14 protein-coding genes and 1 pseudogene are annotated in these 15,722 nt (G+C 57.1%); 13 read left to right on the forward strand and 2 right to left on the reverse strand.

The window, feature by feature from the left end:
- The first annotated feature begins 159 nt into the window (after nt 1-159).
- The 4 genes from EC9_RS01170 to EC9_RS01185 all read left to right on the forward strand — a co-directional run bounded on the left by EC9_RS01170 (nt 160) and on the right by EC9_RS01185 (nt 5,994).
- A complete protein-coding gene (locus EC9_RS01170) occupies nt 160-1,422 on the forward strand; it encodes an ABC transporter substrate-binding protein (protein ID WP_145341665.1) in 1,263 nt (420 codons plus the stop codon).
- Between the two features lie 11 nt (nt 1,423-1,433).
- Nucleotides 1,434-3,329 (forward strand): sensor histidine kinase, encoded by a 1,896-nt coding sequence (locus tag EC9_RS01175; RefSeq protein ID WP_218934500.1) that lies wholly within the window; start codon nt 1,434-1,436, stop codon nt 3,327-3,329.
- Nucleotides 3,330-3,365: 36 nt separating this feature from the next.
- On the forward strand, nt 3,366-3,767 hold the full coding sequence (locus tag EC9_RS01180) for a response regulator (RefSeq protein WP_145341669.1): 402 nt from the start codon (nt 3,366-3,368) through the stop codon (nt 3,765-3,767).
- Nucleotides 3,768-4,635: 868 nt separating this feature from the next.
- On the forward strand, nt 4,636-5,994 hold the full coding sequence (locus tag EC9_RS01185) for an alpha/beta hydrolase family protein (RefSeq protein ID WP_145341671.1): 1,359 nt from the start codon (nt 4,636-4,638) through the stop codon (nt 5,992-5,994).
- A 77-nt stretch (nt 5,995-6,071) separates the two neighbouring features.
- Here the strand turns inward: EC9_RS01185 and EC9_RS01190 are convergent, their stop codons facing one another.
- Together EC9_RS01190 and EC9_RS01195 are read right to left on the reverse strand one after the other, a co-directional pair.
- Nucleotides 6,072-7,022, reverse strand: coding sequence for an amidohydrolase family protein (locus EC9_RS01190; RefSeq protein WP_218934501.1), 951 nt, complete (start codon nt 7,020-7,022; stop codon nt 6,072-6,074).
- A 488-nt stretch (nt 7,023-7,510) separates the two neighbouring features.
- Nucleotides 7,511-8,644: a hypothetical protein gene (locus tag EC9_RS01195; RefSeq protein ID WP_145341675.1), complete on the reverse strand. Its 1,134-nt coding sequence runs from the start codon at nt 8,642-8,644 to the stop codon at nt 7,511-7,513.
- A 573-nt stretch (nt 8,645-9,217) separates the two neighbouring features.
- Here EC9_RS01195 and EC9_RS26840 point away from each other — a divergent pair.
- From EC9_RS26840 to EC9_RS01245, 9 genes and pseudogenes are all read left to right on the forward strand, one after another.
- A pseudogene (locus EC9_RS26840) lies at nt 9,218-9,718 on the forward strand (SDR family NAD(P)-dependent oxidoreductase).
- Between the two features lie 864 nt (nt 9,719-10,582).
- On the forward strand, nt 10,583-10,774 hold the full coding sequence (locus EC9_RS01210; RefSeq protein ID WP_145341682.1) for a hypothetical protein: 192 nt from the start codon (nt 10,583-10,585) through the stop codon (nt 10,772-10,774).
- Between the two features lie 194 nt (nt 10,775-10,968).
- Nucleotides 10,969-11,295 (forward strand): hypothetical protein, encoded by a 327-nt coding sequence (locus EC9_RS01215; protein WP_145341684.1) that lies wholly within the window; start codon nt 10,969-10,971, stop codon nt 11,293-11,295.
- A gap of 149 nt (nt 11,296-11,444) precedes the next feature.
- Nucleotides 11,445-12,347, forward strand: coding sequence for a hypothetical protein (locus EC9_RS01220; RefSeq protein WP_145341686.1), 903 nt, complete (start codon nt 11,445-11,447; stop codon nt 12,345-12,347).
- A 189-nt stretch (nt 12,348-12,536) separates the two neighbouring features.
- Nucleotides 12,537-12,770 (forward strand): helix-turn-helix transcriptional regulator, encoded by a 234-nt coding sequence (locus tag EC9_RS01225; protein WP_145341688.1) that lies wholly within the window; start codon nt 12,537-12,539, stop codon nt 12,768-12,770.
- The gene (locus EC9_RS01230; protein ID WP_145341690.1) at nt 12,767-13,237 is read left to right on the forward strand and encodes a (2,3-dihydroxybenzoyl)adenylate synthase; all 471 of its coding nucleotides are present in this window, start codon (nt 12,767-12,769) and stop codon (nt 13,235-13,237) included. Before EC9_RS01225 ends, EC9_RS01230 begins: the two co-directional genes overlap by 4 nt.
- Nucleotides 13,224-13,724, forward strand: coding sequence for a DUF669 domain-containing protein (locus EC9_RS01235; RefSeq protein ID WP_145341692.1), 501 nt, complete (start codon nt 13,224-13,226; stop codon nt 13,722-13,724). Before EC9_RS01230 ends, EC9_RS01235 begins: the two co-directional genes overlap by 14 nt.
- 130 nt (nt 13,725-13,854) lie before the next feature.
- Nucleotides 13,855-14,688, forward strand: coding sequence for a DNA primase (locus EC9_RS01240; protein WP_145341694.1), 834 nt, complete (start codon nt 13,855-13,857; stop codon nt 14,686-14,688).
- The gene (locus EC9_RS01245) at nt 14,685-15,623 is read left to right on the forward strand and encodes a DnaB-like helicase C-terminal domain-containing protein (RefSeq protein ID WP_145341696.1); all 939 of its coding nucleotides are present in this window, start codon (nt 14,685-14,687) and stop codon (nt 15,621-15,623) included. Before EC9_RS01240 ends, EC9_RS01245 begins: the two co-directional genes overlap by 4 nt.
- Nucleotides 15,624-15,722: the final 99 nt, after the last annotated feature.

The following is a 15,722-nucleotide window of genomic DNA, read 5'->3' on the forward strand; positions in this document are numbered from 1 at the left end:
CAAACAACGCTTGAAGCATCCCGCCGATCATTGTGGGAAATCTAAACAATGATGGTGATATCGACGATCGGTCGTTGGGGAACTTGACTCCCTGTAATAATCATCTGAACGCTGCGCTATTTTTGCGCAAACCGATCGTGGGCAGGAACAGGGGAAATCATGAAAGTCAGTCGACGGCAATTGCTTGCCGCTTCCTTGGGGAGCGTATTGCCCGCAGGGGCGCTGCGTGCAGCGCCGACGATTCATGTGAAGAAGCGGCGCGTGCTGCGGGTTCTCGGCACGCACGTCACCTTGCAGGAGACGCTGCGCAAACAGGCCGAAGCCGATCTGGGGATCGAGCTTCAGTTTCAGCCGGGCGGCAGCGGGGCGGTGTTATATCAAGCGTCGACGCGTCCCGAATCATTTGATCTCTACGAACAATGGTCCAACAGCATCCGCGTCCTGTGGCGGTCCAATGCGATCCAAGCGATCGATACGCAACGGATTCGACACTGGGACGAGATCAACGGGTTGACCAAAGAAGGTCGCGTGACTCCCGCGGCAAAGCTGGGTGCGGGCGATTCGCCCGAGAAACTGTTGTTTGTTCAGCCCAATGACTCGCTCGGCAGCAACGCAACCAATCGCGTCAGCTTCTTGCCCTACGTGCACAATGTCGACTCGTTTGGTTATGACAGCGCAGCAATACCGCGCGGCAAGCCCTACGAAACCGAAAGCTGGTCGTGGCTGCTGGACGATGCGCATGCGGGGAAAGTCGCGATCGTCAACGAACCGACGATTGGGCTGTTCGATCTGGCCTTGGCTGCGCAGAGCAAGGGCTTGATCCAGTTCGACGACATCGGAAACCTGACGCGGAAAGAACTCGACGCCTTGTTTTCGATCCTGTTGAAGTATCGACAGGCGGGGCATTTTCGAGGTGTTTGGAACAGCGTGCCTCAGTCGGTCAAGTTGATGTCGTCGGGCGAGTCGAAGATCGAAAGCATGTTCTCACCCGCGGTATTCGATCTGCGCAGTCGCGGTATCGATTGCGTGTACGCATCGCCCAAAGAAGGCTACCGAGCCTGGCACGGCGTGATGTGCTTGTCGTCCAAAACGGAAGGCGACAGACAAGACACGGCTTATGAATACATGAACTGGTGGCTGTCGGGATGGCCCGGCGCCTTCATCGCCAAGCAAGGTTATTACATCTCAAATCCTCAACGCTCGCGTCCTCACCTAACTCAGGCGGAGTGGGATTATTGGTATTTGGGAAAACGCGCATCGGAAGATCTGCAGGGGACTGGCGGTACGACCGTGGTTCGCGAGGGACAGGTCCGTGACGGTGGATCGTACGAGCGACGATTCAGCAATGTCGCGGTCTGGAACACCGTGATGCCAACCTACGAATACAGCCTTCAACGATGGAACGAGTTCCTGTCAGGCTAAAGATCATGAAGATGCTTCAACGTATAGGAACGCTCCGAACGCAGATCTACACCAGCTGCTGTGTGCTGGTGGCGCTTTGTGTATTGAACATGGGAATTGGTTGGTGGGGGCAATATCGGCTGCTTCAGAATTTTGATTTGTACGAGCAAACCGAGCGCACGGCTGCTGCCGTGTTGAAGATCGATCGCAACGTTCAGGAGCTGAAGTCCCGCTCGGAAAACTATCTCCATACCGGGTCGGAGTCGCAGCATCAGACTGCGGTCCAATTTCAGCTCGATCTGCTCCAACAGATCGACACGGTGATGCAAGAAGCGAACAGCGAAGAGCTGCGGACGATTCTCGCCGAGATGCGGACTCATGTTCAGACGCTGCAAGAACAGTTGCGTTTGGCGGCGGAGGAACGCGATCTGCGTAAGAACTTGGTCCAGGAGCAGTTGCCGGACATCGGCGACCAGGTCCAAGCCGCGGTGCGACGTTTCCAGGCGACACTAGGCGAGAACGCTTCGGATGCGTCTCACGACCAATTGCTCGACGCGATCCAAGCGTTCTCGTTTGCGCGGATGAACCTGCTGCAATACTTTAACAACCCGCGATCCGAAGACTTCGACCGAATGGTGCAGAGCCTTAAGGAAGCCGAACACTTGACGGCGAGCATTGTGAGTACTTCACCCTCGCCTGAATTCACGCTCGCTCAAGCCGACTTGGTGGCGAAGCTTGCTCGGTTCCGCCAGATCGGCTCTCACGCCGTCCACGCAACCCGCAGCTATCTGTATTACTCAAATGTCGTGATGGCGGGTGAGATCTCCGAATTCGTCTATTACTCCAATCGCTTGAAGTCCTTTGTTGTCGACCAGCAAGAACTGAACCGCCAGTCGCGGCGTGCGTCTGCGCGACAAACGCGGAATCTGGGATTTGCGGCTTCATCACTAGCCATTTTATTGGCGATTTGCCTGGCCGCTCGCTTGTCATATTCGATTGTCTCTCCGATCTCGCAGATCACCGAAACGTTCCGCCAACTCTCCGGCGGAGCAACGATCGATGCGATTCCGGCGACGCATCGACACGACGAGATTGGCCGGATGGCGCAAGCGGCAACGGTCTTTAATGAAAAGAACCGCGAGACCCGCAGACTGCTGCAGCACTCTCGGGAACTGTCGGCGGAACTGACGAACAAAGCTCAAGCGTTGGAAGAATCGAACCAGGAGCTTGATAACTTTGCCTACGTCGCGTCGCACGATTTGAAATCGCCTCTGCGAGGGCTCAACGCGCTGGCGACATGGGTGCAGGAGGACTGCGACAGCTTATTGCCGGATGGTTCGCGGAAGCACTTGCAACAGATGCAAGATCGCGTAGCAAGAATGGAAGCGTTGCTTGACGATCTGCTGGAGTACTCGCGAGCGGGAAGGTCGGAGGTATCGATCGAAGATGTCAACGTCGGTGAACTCGTGGAATCGATCCTGCAGATCGTCGACAACCCTGGCGCTGTGCAAATTCGGGTGCTGGGCAATCTGCCTGAACTCGCCACTTACCGCGCTCCGCTGCAACAAATATTCCTCAACTTGATCACAAATGCTGTAAAGTACAACGACAAAGGGGCGGAAGGCGTCGTTGAAATCGAATGCCGCGAGAGCGACCGGGCGTATCGATTTACGATTTCAGACAATGGAATCGGGATCGATCCAAAGTTTCACGAGCGGATATTCCGCATGTACCAGCGAGTTGCCGTGAAAAAGGCGGATGGCAGTGGAATGGGGCTGGCAATTGTCAAGAAACAAGTCGAGACGTATGGTGGAGAGATCAGAGTTTTTTCGTGTGCCGGACAAGGGGCCAAGTTTACGTTCACTTGGCCCAAGGAACTCAGTTGCCCCACCGCGCTTCAACACCGTTCCCCGGAACTAACCGCATAGGCGAGCTTGAGCTCCACTATATAAAGAGAATTGCAAATGTTCCTGTTAGTCGAAGACGACGAAGTGGATGTAGAGCTGTTCCGCCGTGCGATGGATGCCCATCAGGTCGCCGCGGAATTGTTGGTTGCCAACGACGGTGCTGAAGCGATTGAGCTTCTTCGCAACCTAGCTGTCGGAACGCAAAAGCTGATTGTCTTTTTGGATCTGAACATGCCTGGGGTCAACGGCTTTGAATTCCTGCAATTACTCCGAGCCGATGCTGGACTTCGCCGCACGCTTGTCTTTATTTTGACTTCGTCCAGCCACCAGCGGGACAAGCAACAAGCGTACGACAAGAACGTCGCCGGTTACTTCGTCAAATCGAACCTCGACGCACTGATGAACACCGTCAAAAGCTACGCTGACAGCGTCGAATACCCACCGACAACCTGCGTCTAGCGTCACGCGTGCAACCTCGATCGCAACTTGCCTGCAGGGTGGGACGGCGGCAGGGCGGCCCAGGCTCCCACCGAAGTCCAATCACCGCCTGAGAGCGTTTCCGTCGGGCGAGTCGAAAAGTCTGATGCCGGCCTCATCTCGCCGCCCATCCGAATTGCAGACCGCAAAGCGTCACCCAGTGCAAGTCGTCAATCAACGCCGGCCAGGCGACGGCAGTTCAAGCCTCGCCCCCCACCGGAACCCTGAACCGGGGACACAGTATATTTTCGGGTGACTCGATCCCCGCCCGGCAAACGCACCAGATCGGGGACGCAGCATATTTTTGGTGCATTCGATAGTAGCCCGGTAGCACGAGACCGGGGACACAGTTTGCTTCTGGGCGGTTCGATACCTGCCCAGCGAGTACTAAATCGGGGACGCAGTATATTTTTGGTGCATTCGATAGTAGCCTGGTAGCACGAGACCGGGGACACCGTTTACTTCTGGGCGGTTCAATACCCGCCCAGCGAGCGCGTCGAGCGGGGACGTAGCATTCTTTTGGTACAGCTCAAGCGGCTGATCGTTCATAGCGTTTCGCTCCGCAGGGCTGATCGACTCGGCATCGAGCACGCTGTTTAACGTTCCCTCCGCATTGTCCCCGAACCAGTTTGCACGGAGATCTGCAGTCAATCTCGATCGCAGATCGAAGCTCTTTGCTGCCTCGGTAATCTGGTACATTCGTCCTGCACAGCTCTTGGCTTCTGGATTGGGATGATGTGGCGATCGAATAAATACCAGTGCCCACGGATGGCTCTCAAATGCCCCATTCATCGTTGAGCCCGCGTTGGAAATTAAGTTGTCGCCTACCTGGCTGACGCCTGGGAATGTGATGAAGAAGAATCAACGACGGCGCATGGCACGCCCCGGAACCATCGCCGTCACCTTATGGACGCTTGCACTGATCACGTCCGCCTTCGGGCAAAAGCTGAACATTGAGAAAGGTCGCGTCATCCAAAGCGGGCGGCCCGACGGACGGCATCTGAGTACACGGGGATTCCAGCAGTATCTGCTCCGCAACGCTCACCCCGAACTGGCGTTCAACCCGGAATTCACGCCCGAGGAATTCGAACAGTGGCGGTCGCAGGTGCGCGACAAGCTGCTGGAATTGATGAACTTCCCCGAACCGGTTCCTCAACCTGCGCCGCGCAAGCTTTGGTCTCAGGAGCGTAAAGGTTATGTGCTGGAGAAATGGGAGCTCTATCCCGTGCCGGGCAGCGTGGTTCCCTTTCTCGTGCTGATCCCTGAAAACGCTACGCCCGAGCAACCCGCACCCGCGATCATGTGCCTGCCGGGTTCATCAGGCACCAAAGAGAATCTGGCTGGCGAGCCGCCGCTGGTTCCGGCATTCAAGCCGGACGATCGCAACCATGACGGCTGGCTTCACGCGGAACGTAATCAGCAGGCAGTGCAATTCGTCCGGGCTGGGTTCGTTGCGGTGCCGGTCGACCATCCAGGAACCGGCGAACTCTCCGACCTGGCCAAGCTTCGCCGCAGCACGATGGATGACCGCAACACGCTTTCCCGCTACCTCATCGACATGGGCCGCAACTACATTGCGCTGTCGGTCTTCCAAAAGCGTCAGATACTGAATTGGATGCGCGAGCAGCCGCACGTCGACGCCGAACGCGTTGCCTTGAGTGGTCATTCACTCGGAACGGAGCCTCTGCTGGTGCTGGCCGTACTCGACCCACAGATCCAAGGCATCGTGTGGAATGATTACCTGGCCGCAACGATGGAACGTCCGAGAGCCAGCACCAAGCCCAACCATCGCGGAATCAGGCCCGCGGCGAACTGGTTGGGCCACTCCATTCCGGGGCTGTGGGAATGGTTCGACTATCTCGACTTAGTCGCCGCGTTTGCGCCGCGACCACTGATCGTGACCGAAGGCGGGCCGACTCATTCATTGGACCTCGTACGCAAGGCTTATCAGATCGCGGGGGCTGCGGAAAACGTCTCCATCCACTACTACCCGCAATACCATGATCCGGCCGATCGACGTGATGGCAAACCGATCCCGGAGGGGCTCAGCTCAACCGAATGGTTGGACTACGCCAACGTGCATGCCGCTCATCATTACTTCAAGGGTTACCTTGCGATTCCATGGCTGACGGGCCAGTTCCAGCTGCCGGATCCCGGTAAAGTCTATCCGCCAGCGCCGCCGGAGGTTGTGCGAAAGCAGCGGAAGTGAGAGCCAGAGAGCCGCATGGTGGCGCAGCATACTTTCGCTTTTTTCAAATGCAGCGGTCCTTGGTGTGCCGCCGATGTTTATGTGTCAAACCCAAAGAGCCGTGCGGCGTTTCCACCGAGGACCTTGCTCCGGTCCTCATCGCTGAATGCGGGAAGTATCTGGGCGATTTGTTGCCGGTACTGTCGGTAGGACGCGTCCGTTGACTCGGCGTTAAATCCCCCTCCATAGATCAGTCGCTCGGCGCCCCATAATTCGGCTAACCGACGCACCACCGGCTTAACATCCCGGTGCGGGTATTTGTTCTGGTCTGGGATCGCCGCCAACTTCATCACCGTGTTCGGCAACTCCGACCAACGCAGCACCACCGCGTGTTCCTCTGGCGTCCCCTGCATCGGTCGTCCCAGGTGGTCAATGATGACTTGAGTCTCTCTGTAGCGACGGATGTAGGGATCCAGCCGTTCTGCATAACGGGGTTCCAGATGGATCTGCATCGCGACACCCGCATCTGTGGCGATCGACCACAACCGATCGAGCTCCGGAGTGCCCCACGGAGGCAAGCGACCAGGGGCGTAAGCATGCAGACGCGTCGCAACGATATGCTCCTCATGCTGCCTCAAGAATTGCGGCAGGCGTTGCAGCGAATCTGGTTGATCTGCAAAGAAGAGACAAGTCCCCTTCAGGCGTCCTTTGCCGACTTCGATGCAGTGTTCCAGATAGCGATGGTCATCCTGGTAGGGTTCGGGGTGAACGACAATCGCGTGATCCACCCCCGCACCGTCCATACGCTCGAGCAGGAACTCGGGCGTTGCCGCTTGGCTAGGCCGATATGGCGCATTTTGGTGGTATGGAAAACGAGCATCATCCGGTCCCGCAAAACAGTGAAGATGGGCGTCGACCACCATCGACGTATCGCTGGCCGCGTGTGCTACCGACAACGACGTTGAGACGGCAAGCCCTGCGGCGATGACGCCCATCGCCTCTCGACGATTTGGTAGTCGTCGTTTTTCATAACCCAAACGATCGATCATTAGTTGAAACTCACAAGTTGCAGTAGGAAACTTCGCGCGGAGCGAATGGCTTCTTTTGAGCATCTAGTCTAGTCGATATCGACGCAAAGCAAGCATCCTGGCCGCGAAGTCTCTCCCTCACGCGAACCCCACTCTCGGCTACTATCGCATTACGGGGTAGCTGTCCGACTGCGTGGGGACGCAGCATGTTTTCGGTGCATTCGATAGCGGCCAGGTAGCGGGGTGCACTGAAAATGCGGGAACACTGCTGGTTCTTGGGGGGCCGAGCTTCACCATGCAGCATGGTATAGGTGGGGGGCGCGATCGCTTCGGCAGGGGCGACTTGAGATCTCAACCGGCAACGCCGCTAGAGCTATCTCAATCCAAACCGGCGGCAAGGAGTCGAACTGCTACCGCCAAGAGGGCACAGTAGGCGAGCAATGCCGTGATTCGCCATAAGCCAAGCGAAGGAAATGGAGAACTCGATTCTGACAGAAGTGGCGCGACTGCTACTCGCTTGCCATCAACTGACGTCCACGGCGTGGCAGATGGAAGCGGCGATGGCGAATGCGGCTTCGCGCTGCATCGACCACACGGCATTCACCGGCGACGGTACAAAACAAGCGGCCAAACTCCGACACGAGTTCTCGCCAGGCCGATTTCCCGATGCCGATGCGTTCGAAAACAGGCGGAACCTCCACTGGGGTCCCGCCGCCCCCGCCGGGCTTAACTTGACGCGCGGTCCAGTCGAGCAACTCGACGTAGTCACAAAGCGACATCGACAAGAACCCCTTATCGCTGCAGCGCCTTGAAGTTGCGGCAATGCACGGACCGACCTGTGCATTCCGTTCGTCGAGAAACAACGGAGCGAGGAATGAGGCACTGGGCCGGTCGCCCGGAAGGCATCTCTCGGTGTCAGCACTGGTTTGCAAAGGATGCCTGTGAGGTCCCGAAGCAGTTTGCTGACTCAAGCATGAACTGCCTTCGGAGGCATAGAGCCCGGCCTCCTGCATGCGGCGTTGAATCGAAGTGTAGTCGCTGGCTTCGATCGTTTCGGCGATTGCCGCGCGGATGGGATTCAAGTCAACGTAAGCCGCGCACGCAAGTAAGCTCGCCTCATCGAACAACTTTGTTGCTTTGTAACGCCCTTGGAAAAAGTGCCCTGACTGCTCATCTTCGCGATTGGCTCGCATCGCGATACGTTGGCACAACAGTCGCATCCACCAACTGAAATTCGATAGTCGACTTCGGATCTCCGCTAGCCGTTCCGCACATCCTGCAATTGAGTTGATTTCCGCCTCGGTCGGTTCCGCTGGCAAACCATCCCGGTCCTGCCGTTCGGGACACAACAATATCCACCGCCGCGCCACTTCGCGATCACTCCAGCACTCGACAATATCGGATCGAGACCTCAGGACCAGGTGGAAATGATTTGAGAGAATCGTATAACAGAGCAAATCGATACCGAACAATGCCGCAAATTGCTTTAAGTAGCTCTCGATCCATCGTTTGCGATAGTCAAAATTCTTCTCTGAGACAGGATCATACCCCAGCAGAAAACAACGACGCACGGTACGTGCATAAGTGTGCGCGATTTCGATTTCAGCGGGATCGAAGACTTCTGATCGTGGCAAGCGAGACATGACATTCTCCCAACAAGAAAACGGGAGAAACCAACTTCTATCAATCAGTCTAACAATGACCGGGCATCGGTCTAGCTTTCCCCCAGAAAGATACTCTGTCCCCGCTGCGGTCCCGAAAGATACTCTGTCCCCGCTGCGGGAACCTCCGCTCGATAGAAGCATAGTAAGAAACGCTATCGACGATACTGGTTGTCCTGCCCCCGAGAGTCTAAATCCGACGCAGGCGTCTGACTGAACTCCCAGACGGCCTCTAAACCAGCCCAAACGACTTGCCAGTCCGCGATGGCCGCCTGCAGTCTTCGTGCGGCGCGCACGTAGCAGCACAAACAAACATCAGGCACAGTATCCCTCGCAGGATGGTCGAAAGATGCAGAACAAAAACTTCGTCATCGTTGGAGGCAGCCACGGGATTGGTGCAGGCATAACCCGCCGCTGCGTCAACCGCGGAGCCAGAGTGACGGTGGTTTCGCGAAGCATCGGCGAGGTGGCCGATCTGGCTGGCGTTCGCCTGTGCCCTGTGATGTGACGCAGCGGCCACCGTTGGCCGACGACCTCCCCGATTCCATCGATGCATTGGCTTATTGCCACGGTTTCTTCAACCTTGGCCCACTGAGATCGCTCACCGAGCAGACGATCCGCAATGATTTCGAAATTAACGTCATCGGCGCCGTCAGGTGCGTGCAATCCTGCCTTGTCGCATTCAAATCGGGGGCCCCCGCCAGAGTCCTTCTCGTCAGCACAGTCGCCGTTCAGCAGGGGCTCACCATGCACACCTCCGTGACAGCGGCCAAGGGAGCGATCGAAAGTTTGACCCGCACTTGGGCCGCCGAATTTGCGCCTGAGGTTCGCGTCAACTGCATCGCTTCTGCCCTGACCGTTACGTAGCTTAGTGAACGATTGCTTGCCACTGATGAGAAGCGTCACGCGATGGCTGACATGTATCCTCAAGGCCGCTACGGCGAAGTGGACGCCGTCGCCGCAGCGGCCGAATTCTTACTCTCCGATGCCAGCAGTTGGATCACGGGACAAGTGCTGGGAGTTGATGGCGGTCTATCTTCGCTACGTAAATCGTGAATCCCTTGGGGCGCGACGCACAGCCCCCGCCACCCAACTGCTGCCACAATGCGCGATTCATCGTGGTGTGGAAAACAGGGCGAACATCTCCTGCGAAACGCCGAAACATATCACGGGTTGGCTACGCGACACTCGGGACGGTATCCGGAAACGGGGACACAGCTTTTTCGCGAGGTATCTGGACCTCACCCGCGGGCGTACCACACCAAGGGACGCAGCATGTTTTCGGCATGTTTTCAGGGCGTTCTACCTTCGCCCTCCGGGAGGATTATTAACACACTCGCCCCCATTCCTGCCGGCCTCGATTTCCCCCGAAAAGTTACTCTGTCCCCGTTTTTGAAAATCAAATTTGCTCAGGAACTTAACCTGACACCCCCGCCCCCGTCCTGGCAGAAAAAGACTAGTGCCGGCGCCGCCGTAGACGGATGCTCTCGCCACACTTCGCTTGCAATCTTTCCTGCTGCCCAACTACTCCTCTTCAAGACTTTGCTTCTAGTCACCAACTCGCAACACCGGGCGCATCACGACGTTCAGCAGCGCGACGCGTGCCATGCCGCGAATCGCTCTGACGCCCTCCAAACGCTTTACGCTATCCCACAAGCCCGTTGCGAAATGCTGCAGCAACGCAAACTGCGGGCTCGCGAACCGGGAGCCGGGTTTTGCTGATTGATTAGGCACGATGTCTGGGAGGCACCTGAGGGGCCGTCTTCGCGATTCCTAGCCGCCTCCATCCCTACCGCGCACGAAAAAAGCCCTGGCTTATTTTAAGCTAGGGCTATTATTTCGATTCGTAATTTTGGTGTCGCAGTGCGGGAACTGCTAATGAAAGTGGGCGATATTGGATTCGAACCAACGACCTCTACGATGTCAACGCAAGAGCTTGCGGATGGAAACACTGCAAAACGCTGGGGAAATCACGGCAGCAAAAACGGTTGCCCCAACGGTTGCCCCAGCACCATCGATTTAGCCGATCTGGCGGCGGTGATGGGAAAGCAATTGAACACCGATGAACTCGGGGCGTTTGTCGCATCGCTGACAGCGGAGGTGGCACAATGACAGAGCCGAAGCAATTAGCATCGTCAAACGTGACGAGGGGCGACCGGCGGCGGGAATTGGCAGAGTCTGGCAGCCCGAGCGACGAAAATCAGTTGCAGGGCGATGATCGTTTGTTTCGAGCGTTGGTCTCGGGGTGCCATGTTGAAAATGCGGCGGTTGCTGCGGGTGTGTCCGAGCGGACAGCCTACCGGCGGTTGGCTGATCCTGAATTCCGGAGACAAATTGACGATGCGCGTCAATCGCTACGTGAATCCATCTTGGCGAAGTTGGCTGACGCAGGGCATGACGCTATCGGAGTGCTGATGGATTTGATGCACTCGGCAGAGGATGATCGAACGCGGTTGCTGGCCGCAAAATCGGTTCTTGATTCGTTGACGAAGTTTCAGCAAGACGAGAAACCGAAAGTCGACAGCAAGACGGACGCGGGGCAATCGCCATCGAGGCAAGTTGTGATTTACATTCCCGATAACGGTCGGGATCGCCATGACGGTTTGCCGGAGGCAAACACGAATATAGAATGAGAGACCGCCGGGGTAATCTCCCGGCACGCTGGACGCGGCTGATTACCGCTTTCAAGAGGCTTGCGACTGATCCTCGCTTAGCACCCCGACCGGCAAGGGTTCCCTTTCCCTGCCCGTCGGGGTGGCTTCGTTTCACCAAAGGGAAAAGCATGGAAGGAACCGACGGCAATCGTCGTGCACGATTCGTTTCAGTTACAGAACTTGCAGGTATTCAACAGGCTGCCATTTTTGATGCGGCAGAGAGGCGACGAAACGAGGCACCGAAGGAGTTGTTACGGTTGCTTCGTCGTCTAATCGACCGACTAAACGATACTGCGATAGCTGATCAGCGATGGCAATCCAGCCAGGTCGATGCGTTGACCGAATTGATGATGCCGCTATGGAGGGAGCTCCGAATCGAGCAACCAGGGCTTTGGGTTGATCGAGGTAGCGACTATGGGCAAGCGACACCTTGCAAACTGTTCCATGTTCGCGACCCTGACCTTGAAGATTATCCCAGCACGATGTTGGAACATGAGGAAGGCGAGAAGCGGTACGTCGCCACGGTTGGGGATGTTGCAATCATGCTGCCCGAAATTCTCACTTGGGAGAAATGGTTGGAACAAAAGTTTGATCTAAAATCGATTCCGATAGCCCTGGGACGTTCGCTTAATGCGAGACCGATAGCAGAGAACGAAGCATTGGCAAACGCGAAATCGCGACCGAGAAAGGACAGCAAGAAGAGGCCAGAAAGCACGGGGGACACGTTCGAGGCGTGGAAGGCATATCTTTTGGTGCATCACAAGTACGGCAGCGATTTGAATCAGACACCAGCGACACCGACCAGCATTCAAAATGCTGAGATTTGCTCAAAGGCACAGGCAAGCAGGCACTTCAAAACGAAGTGGGGCGGACACAAGCAGTACGTTCGGTACTGCGCGGACATCAAGCGGCTAGGAGTCGAACTGAAATTGCTTGCGGGTGATATGTCAGTTGTGGGCATGGGATCGCTGATTCAAGAGTTGAAGGATTCAACCGCGCAAGACCCGCGGAATTGCATTGAGGACGATTGATTCGTTGAAGGCCTGTTTCATCGTTTCATGGCTGCGGTGAAACGGTCAATAATTTCTTTTGACTGACAAGGCCCGTGAATCACGGGCAATTCGCGTCGTTTCGTCGTTTCACGACGATTGCCCATGAAACGGATTCACAAGAGCGTACCCGCCGACGGTTGCGGGATTCTTTGCTCTTGAGGATTTGTGATGACAACGCAAATACCGCCGGACGCACCGGCGCGACTGTTGGACGTGGGCGGCGTGGCCGCTCTGCTGGGCGTTTCGGAACGTCATGTTTACAGGCTCGCCGACGCGGGCAAGATGCCGCGACCGATCAAGCTGGGCGGGGCGAATCGTTGGGACCGGCTGACGCTGGAACAATGGGTCGATGACGGTTGCCCATCGATCGCTCGCACTCGCACGGGAGGGCCGCGACGATGATCGATCGATCACACATCGCCGAAGGCGAGCGCCGACGCGACGAAGGCATGAACAGAGCGGCGGCGCGTCGCCCCGATCGGGTCACACTCGGGCGACTGGCAATGCTGCGAGCGTTGCTTGATTCGCCCAGCGGGACCGCTTCGCTTGACGACGCCACACCGCCAGATGAACTCGCCTCGCATTACGCGGACGGCGGCAAGTGGCGGGGACAGGTTATCCGGTCGCTGATCGCAGATGACTTCGCCGAACACATCGGATACGTCAAGACGATCCGACCCGCCGGGCATCGTCGCCCGATTGCACTCTTGCGACTGATCGACCGGCAAGCGGCGGTGTTACATCTATCCAGCATGACGGCGGCAATAGCCGTCTATGAGGCGACCCCGACGGCTGGCACCGTCGAGGCCGCAAATTCTGATACATCACAATCCACCGGCAACGGAGAATCGAGCAATGAATCTATCTGACATTTTAGCCGGATCGGGCGGCGGGGATATCCGCGACCTATGGGACAGCACCGAGGCGGCCGGCGAAATGGGGCCGTTGCCGCCGGGCGAATACATCGCCCATATCATCGCAGGGGAATTGGAAACTTCGCGGACGAATTCGACACCGGGTTACAAGCTGACGTTTTCGGTTATCGAGGGCGACTACATCGGGCGCAGGTTTTGGCTCGATTGTTGGCTGACACCAGCGGCGTTGCCACAAACGAAACGCGACGTTGCCAAGCTGGGCGTCAAGTCATTGGAGCAATTGGAACGACCGTTGCCCCGAGGGATTCGATGCAAGTGCAAGCTTGCACTCCGCAAGGATGACAATGGCGACGAACGCAACCGCGTTAAGTCGTTCGACGTTGTGGGCATCGATCCGCCGGAGGTTGACCCGTTCGCACCGGCGACGCCGAGCGATGACCAGACCGCGACATCGGAGGCAATGCAAAGTGACCTACTCTAGCATTGCGGATGCCTACGGGTTTCGCATTGTTGGACCATGCACGAACGAACGGCGGCTGATCGATTGGCCGTCGGCGTTCGTGGCGTATTCGCAATGCGACGACAGAGCCGAAGTAACTAAGGAATCGTATTTGTCAGCCTTCACGTTTGGCGATGCGTTTGCAGGCCACCTGAACGCGACGGGTTCAACTAAGGGCTACAGCGAAGAATGCGGGGCGGCTTGGGTGTGGTTTGACATCGACAACGACGACATCGACGCGGCGACCACCGACGCTAGAAAACTGGCGGCGGCGTTGGCCTACAGCTACGGCATTGCCGACGATGCGTTGCTGTGTTTCTTCTCAGGCAGCAAAGGATATCACATCGGCTTGCCGCTTGCGGCTTGTGGTTCACCTGGGCCGTCGGCGACGTTCCACAAAGTCTGCCGACGGTTGGCGGAGTCGATCGCCTTACAGATCGGAATCGTGATTGATACAGGCGTCTATGATCGTGTTCGAGCGTTTCGGGCACCGAATAGTCGACACGGAAAAACGGGGTTATTCAAACGTTGGTTGTCGGTCGATTCGCTGTTGAACCTACAGGCGTCGCGAATCGTCGAACTTGCAAGGGAGCCGGAGCCGTTCGAGATTCCCGATGCACCGGGGCCGAGCCGGGCGGCGGTCGAAGAATGGGCGGCGGCGGTCGATGCCGCCGAAGGCGAACTGTTAGCGTTGATAGAGCGGCGAGAAAGCGAGGTACCGTCGGGGCTGAACCGTGCGACGCTGGCGTTCATTCGTGACGGAGCTGCAACCGGCGATCGACACCGTTTGCTATTTTCGGCGGCGGCGAATCTTGCCGAGTTTCGTTGCTCGCTGGAGCTGGCAACGGCGTTGCTGCATGAACCGGCGTTGGACTCGGGATTATCGCCTTCGGAAGTGCGACGGCAAATTGAATGCGGCTTGAATCATCTGGGGGCGGCACAATGACGAACGCAAAATTTGTAACCGCTTCGGATTCGCTGGATTCTTGGCGGGACGAGGTTTTGACCGGCAAGCCGCCGACGTTCTACAAAATTGCGGATTCGGGACCGTTGGCACGAATCGAGGTAGGGCCGAAGCTGATAACGTTGTTCGGCGGGGCACCTGGAAGCGGCAAGACGGCGTTTGTGATGCAATCGGTTGTCGATGCGTTGCGATTGAATCCGACACTGCGGGCTGTTGTCTGCAATATCGAAATGCCGCCGGAAGTTTTGCTAGACCGGCAGCTATCGCGGTTGTCGGGCGTTCCGTTGAACTTCATCCGGTATCGGACACTGAACGCGCATCACGCCGACAGGATTGACGTAGCGATGGGGACGATTGAGAGTGTCGCTGATCGGCTTTGCTTTGTTCGTCCACCGTTTGACCTAGCGAACGCGGCGGCAGCGGCTACGGCCTTCACAGAGGGGCACAGCGGCGGCGTGTTGTTGGTGTTCGACTACATCCAACGAATTGCACCGCCGGGAGAACTCGGGGACAAACGCGGCAACGTCGATGCGACTATGAGCTTTCTGCGGATGTTCGCGGACGCGGGCGCGGCGGTGATTGTCGTGTCAGCGGTGGGTCGTCAGAAAGACAGCAAGGGACGTTCAAGCTATTCAGCTGATTCAATGAACCTTGCATCGTTCAAGGAATCGGGAGAACTCGAATTTGGTGCCGACGATGCGTTCATTCTCGCACCGTCGGCGGAGGAATCGGGTATCCGCGACTTGAAGCACTTGAAAGCACGGCATACCGAGCCGGTTGATATATCGCTTCGGTTTGAGGGGGCGATTCAAGCATTTGAAGCAATCGAGCCAGGTACCACCGACCCGCACGGCTTTTCGGCGGCGTTAAACGAACTTTGGGACCGAACCGACGGCGGGGGCGATTCATGGGATTAGACAAGACCGCCGACGGGCGACCGATTCTAACAGGGGCAAGTCGATTGCCGCCGATGCAACCAACGCACGCACCGAAGGCGCAGCGGACAAGCACCGCCA

It is taken from the genome of Rosistilla ulvae, assembly GCF_007741475.1.
Classification (GTDB): Bacteria; Planctomycetota; Planctomycetia; order Pirellulales; family Pirellulaceae; genus Rosistilla; species Rosistilla ulvae.

Bases quoted from the DNA above. Each gene is read 5' to 3' on its own strand.
- EC9_RS01210 (WP_145341682.1), top strand. From the start codon at position 10,583: ATGTCAACGCAAGAGCTTGCGGATGGAAACACTGCAAAACGCTGGGGA.
- EC9_RS01225 (WP_145341688.1), top strand. From the start codon at position 12,537: ATGACAACGCAAATACCGCCGGACGCACCGGCGCGACTGTTGGACGTG.
- EC9_RS01170 (WP_145341665.1), top strand. From the start codon at position 160: ATGAAAGTCAGTCGACGGCAATTGCTTGCCGCTTCCTTGGGGAGCGTA.
- EC9_RS01220 (WP_145341686.1), top strand. From the start codon at position 11,445: ATGGAAGGAACCGACGGCAATCGTCGTGCACGATTCGTTTCAGTTACA.
- EC9_RS01235 (WP_145341692.1), top strand. From the start codon at position 13,224: ATGAATCTATCTGACATTTTAGCCGGATCGGGCGGCGGGGATATCCGC.
- EC9_RS01190 (WP_218934501.1), bottom strand. From the start codon at position 7,022: ATGATCGATCGTTTGGGTTATGAAAAACGACGACTACCAAATCGTCGA.
- EC9_RS01185 (WP_145341671.1), top strand. From the start codon at position 4,636: ATGAAGAAGAATCAACGACGGCGCATGGCACGCCCCGGAACCATCGCC.
- EC9_RS01230 (WP_145341690.1), top strand. From the start codon at position 12,767: ATGATCGATCGATCACACATCGCCGAAGGCGAGCGCCGACGCGACGAA.
- EC9_RS01175 (WP_218934500.1), top strand. From the start codon at position 1,434: ATGCTTCAACGTATAGGAACGCTCCGAACGCAGATCTACACCAGCTGC.
- EC9_RS01180 (WP_145341669.1), top strand. From the start codon at position 3,366: ATGTTCCTGTTAGTCGAAGACGACGAAGTGGATGTAGAGCTGTTCCGC.
- EC9_RS01195 (WP_145341675.1), bottom strand. From the start codon at position 8,644: ATGTCTCGCTTGCCACGATCAGAAGTCTTCGATCCCGCTGAAATCGAA.
- EC9_RS01245 (WP_145341696.1), top strand. From the start codon at position 14,685: ATGACGAACGCAAAATTTGTAACCGCTTCGGATTCGCTGGATTCTTGG.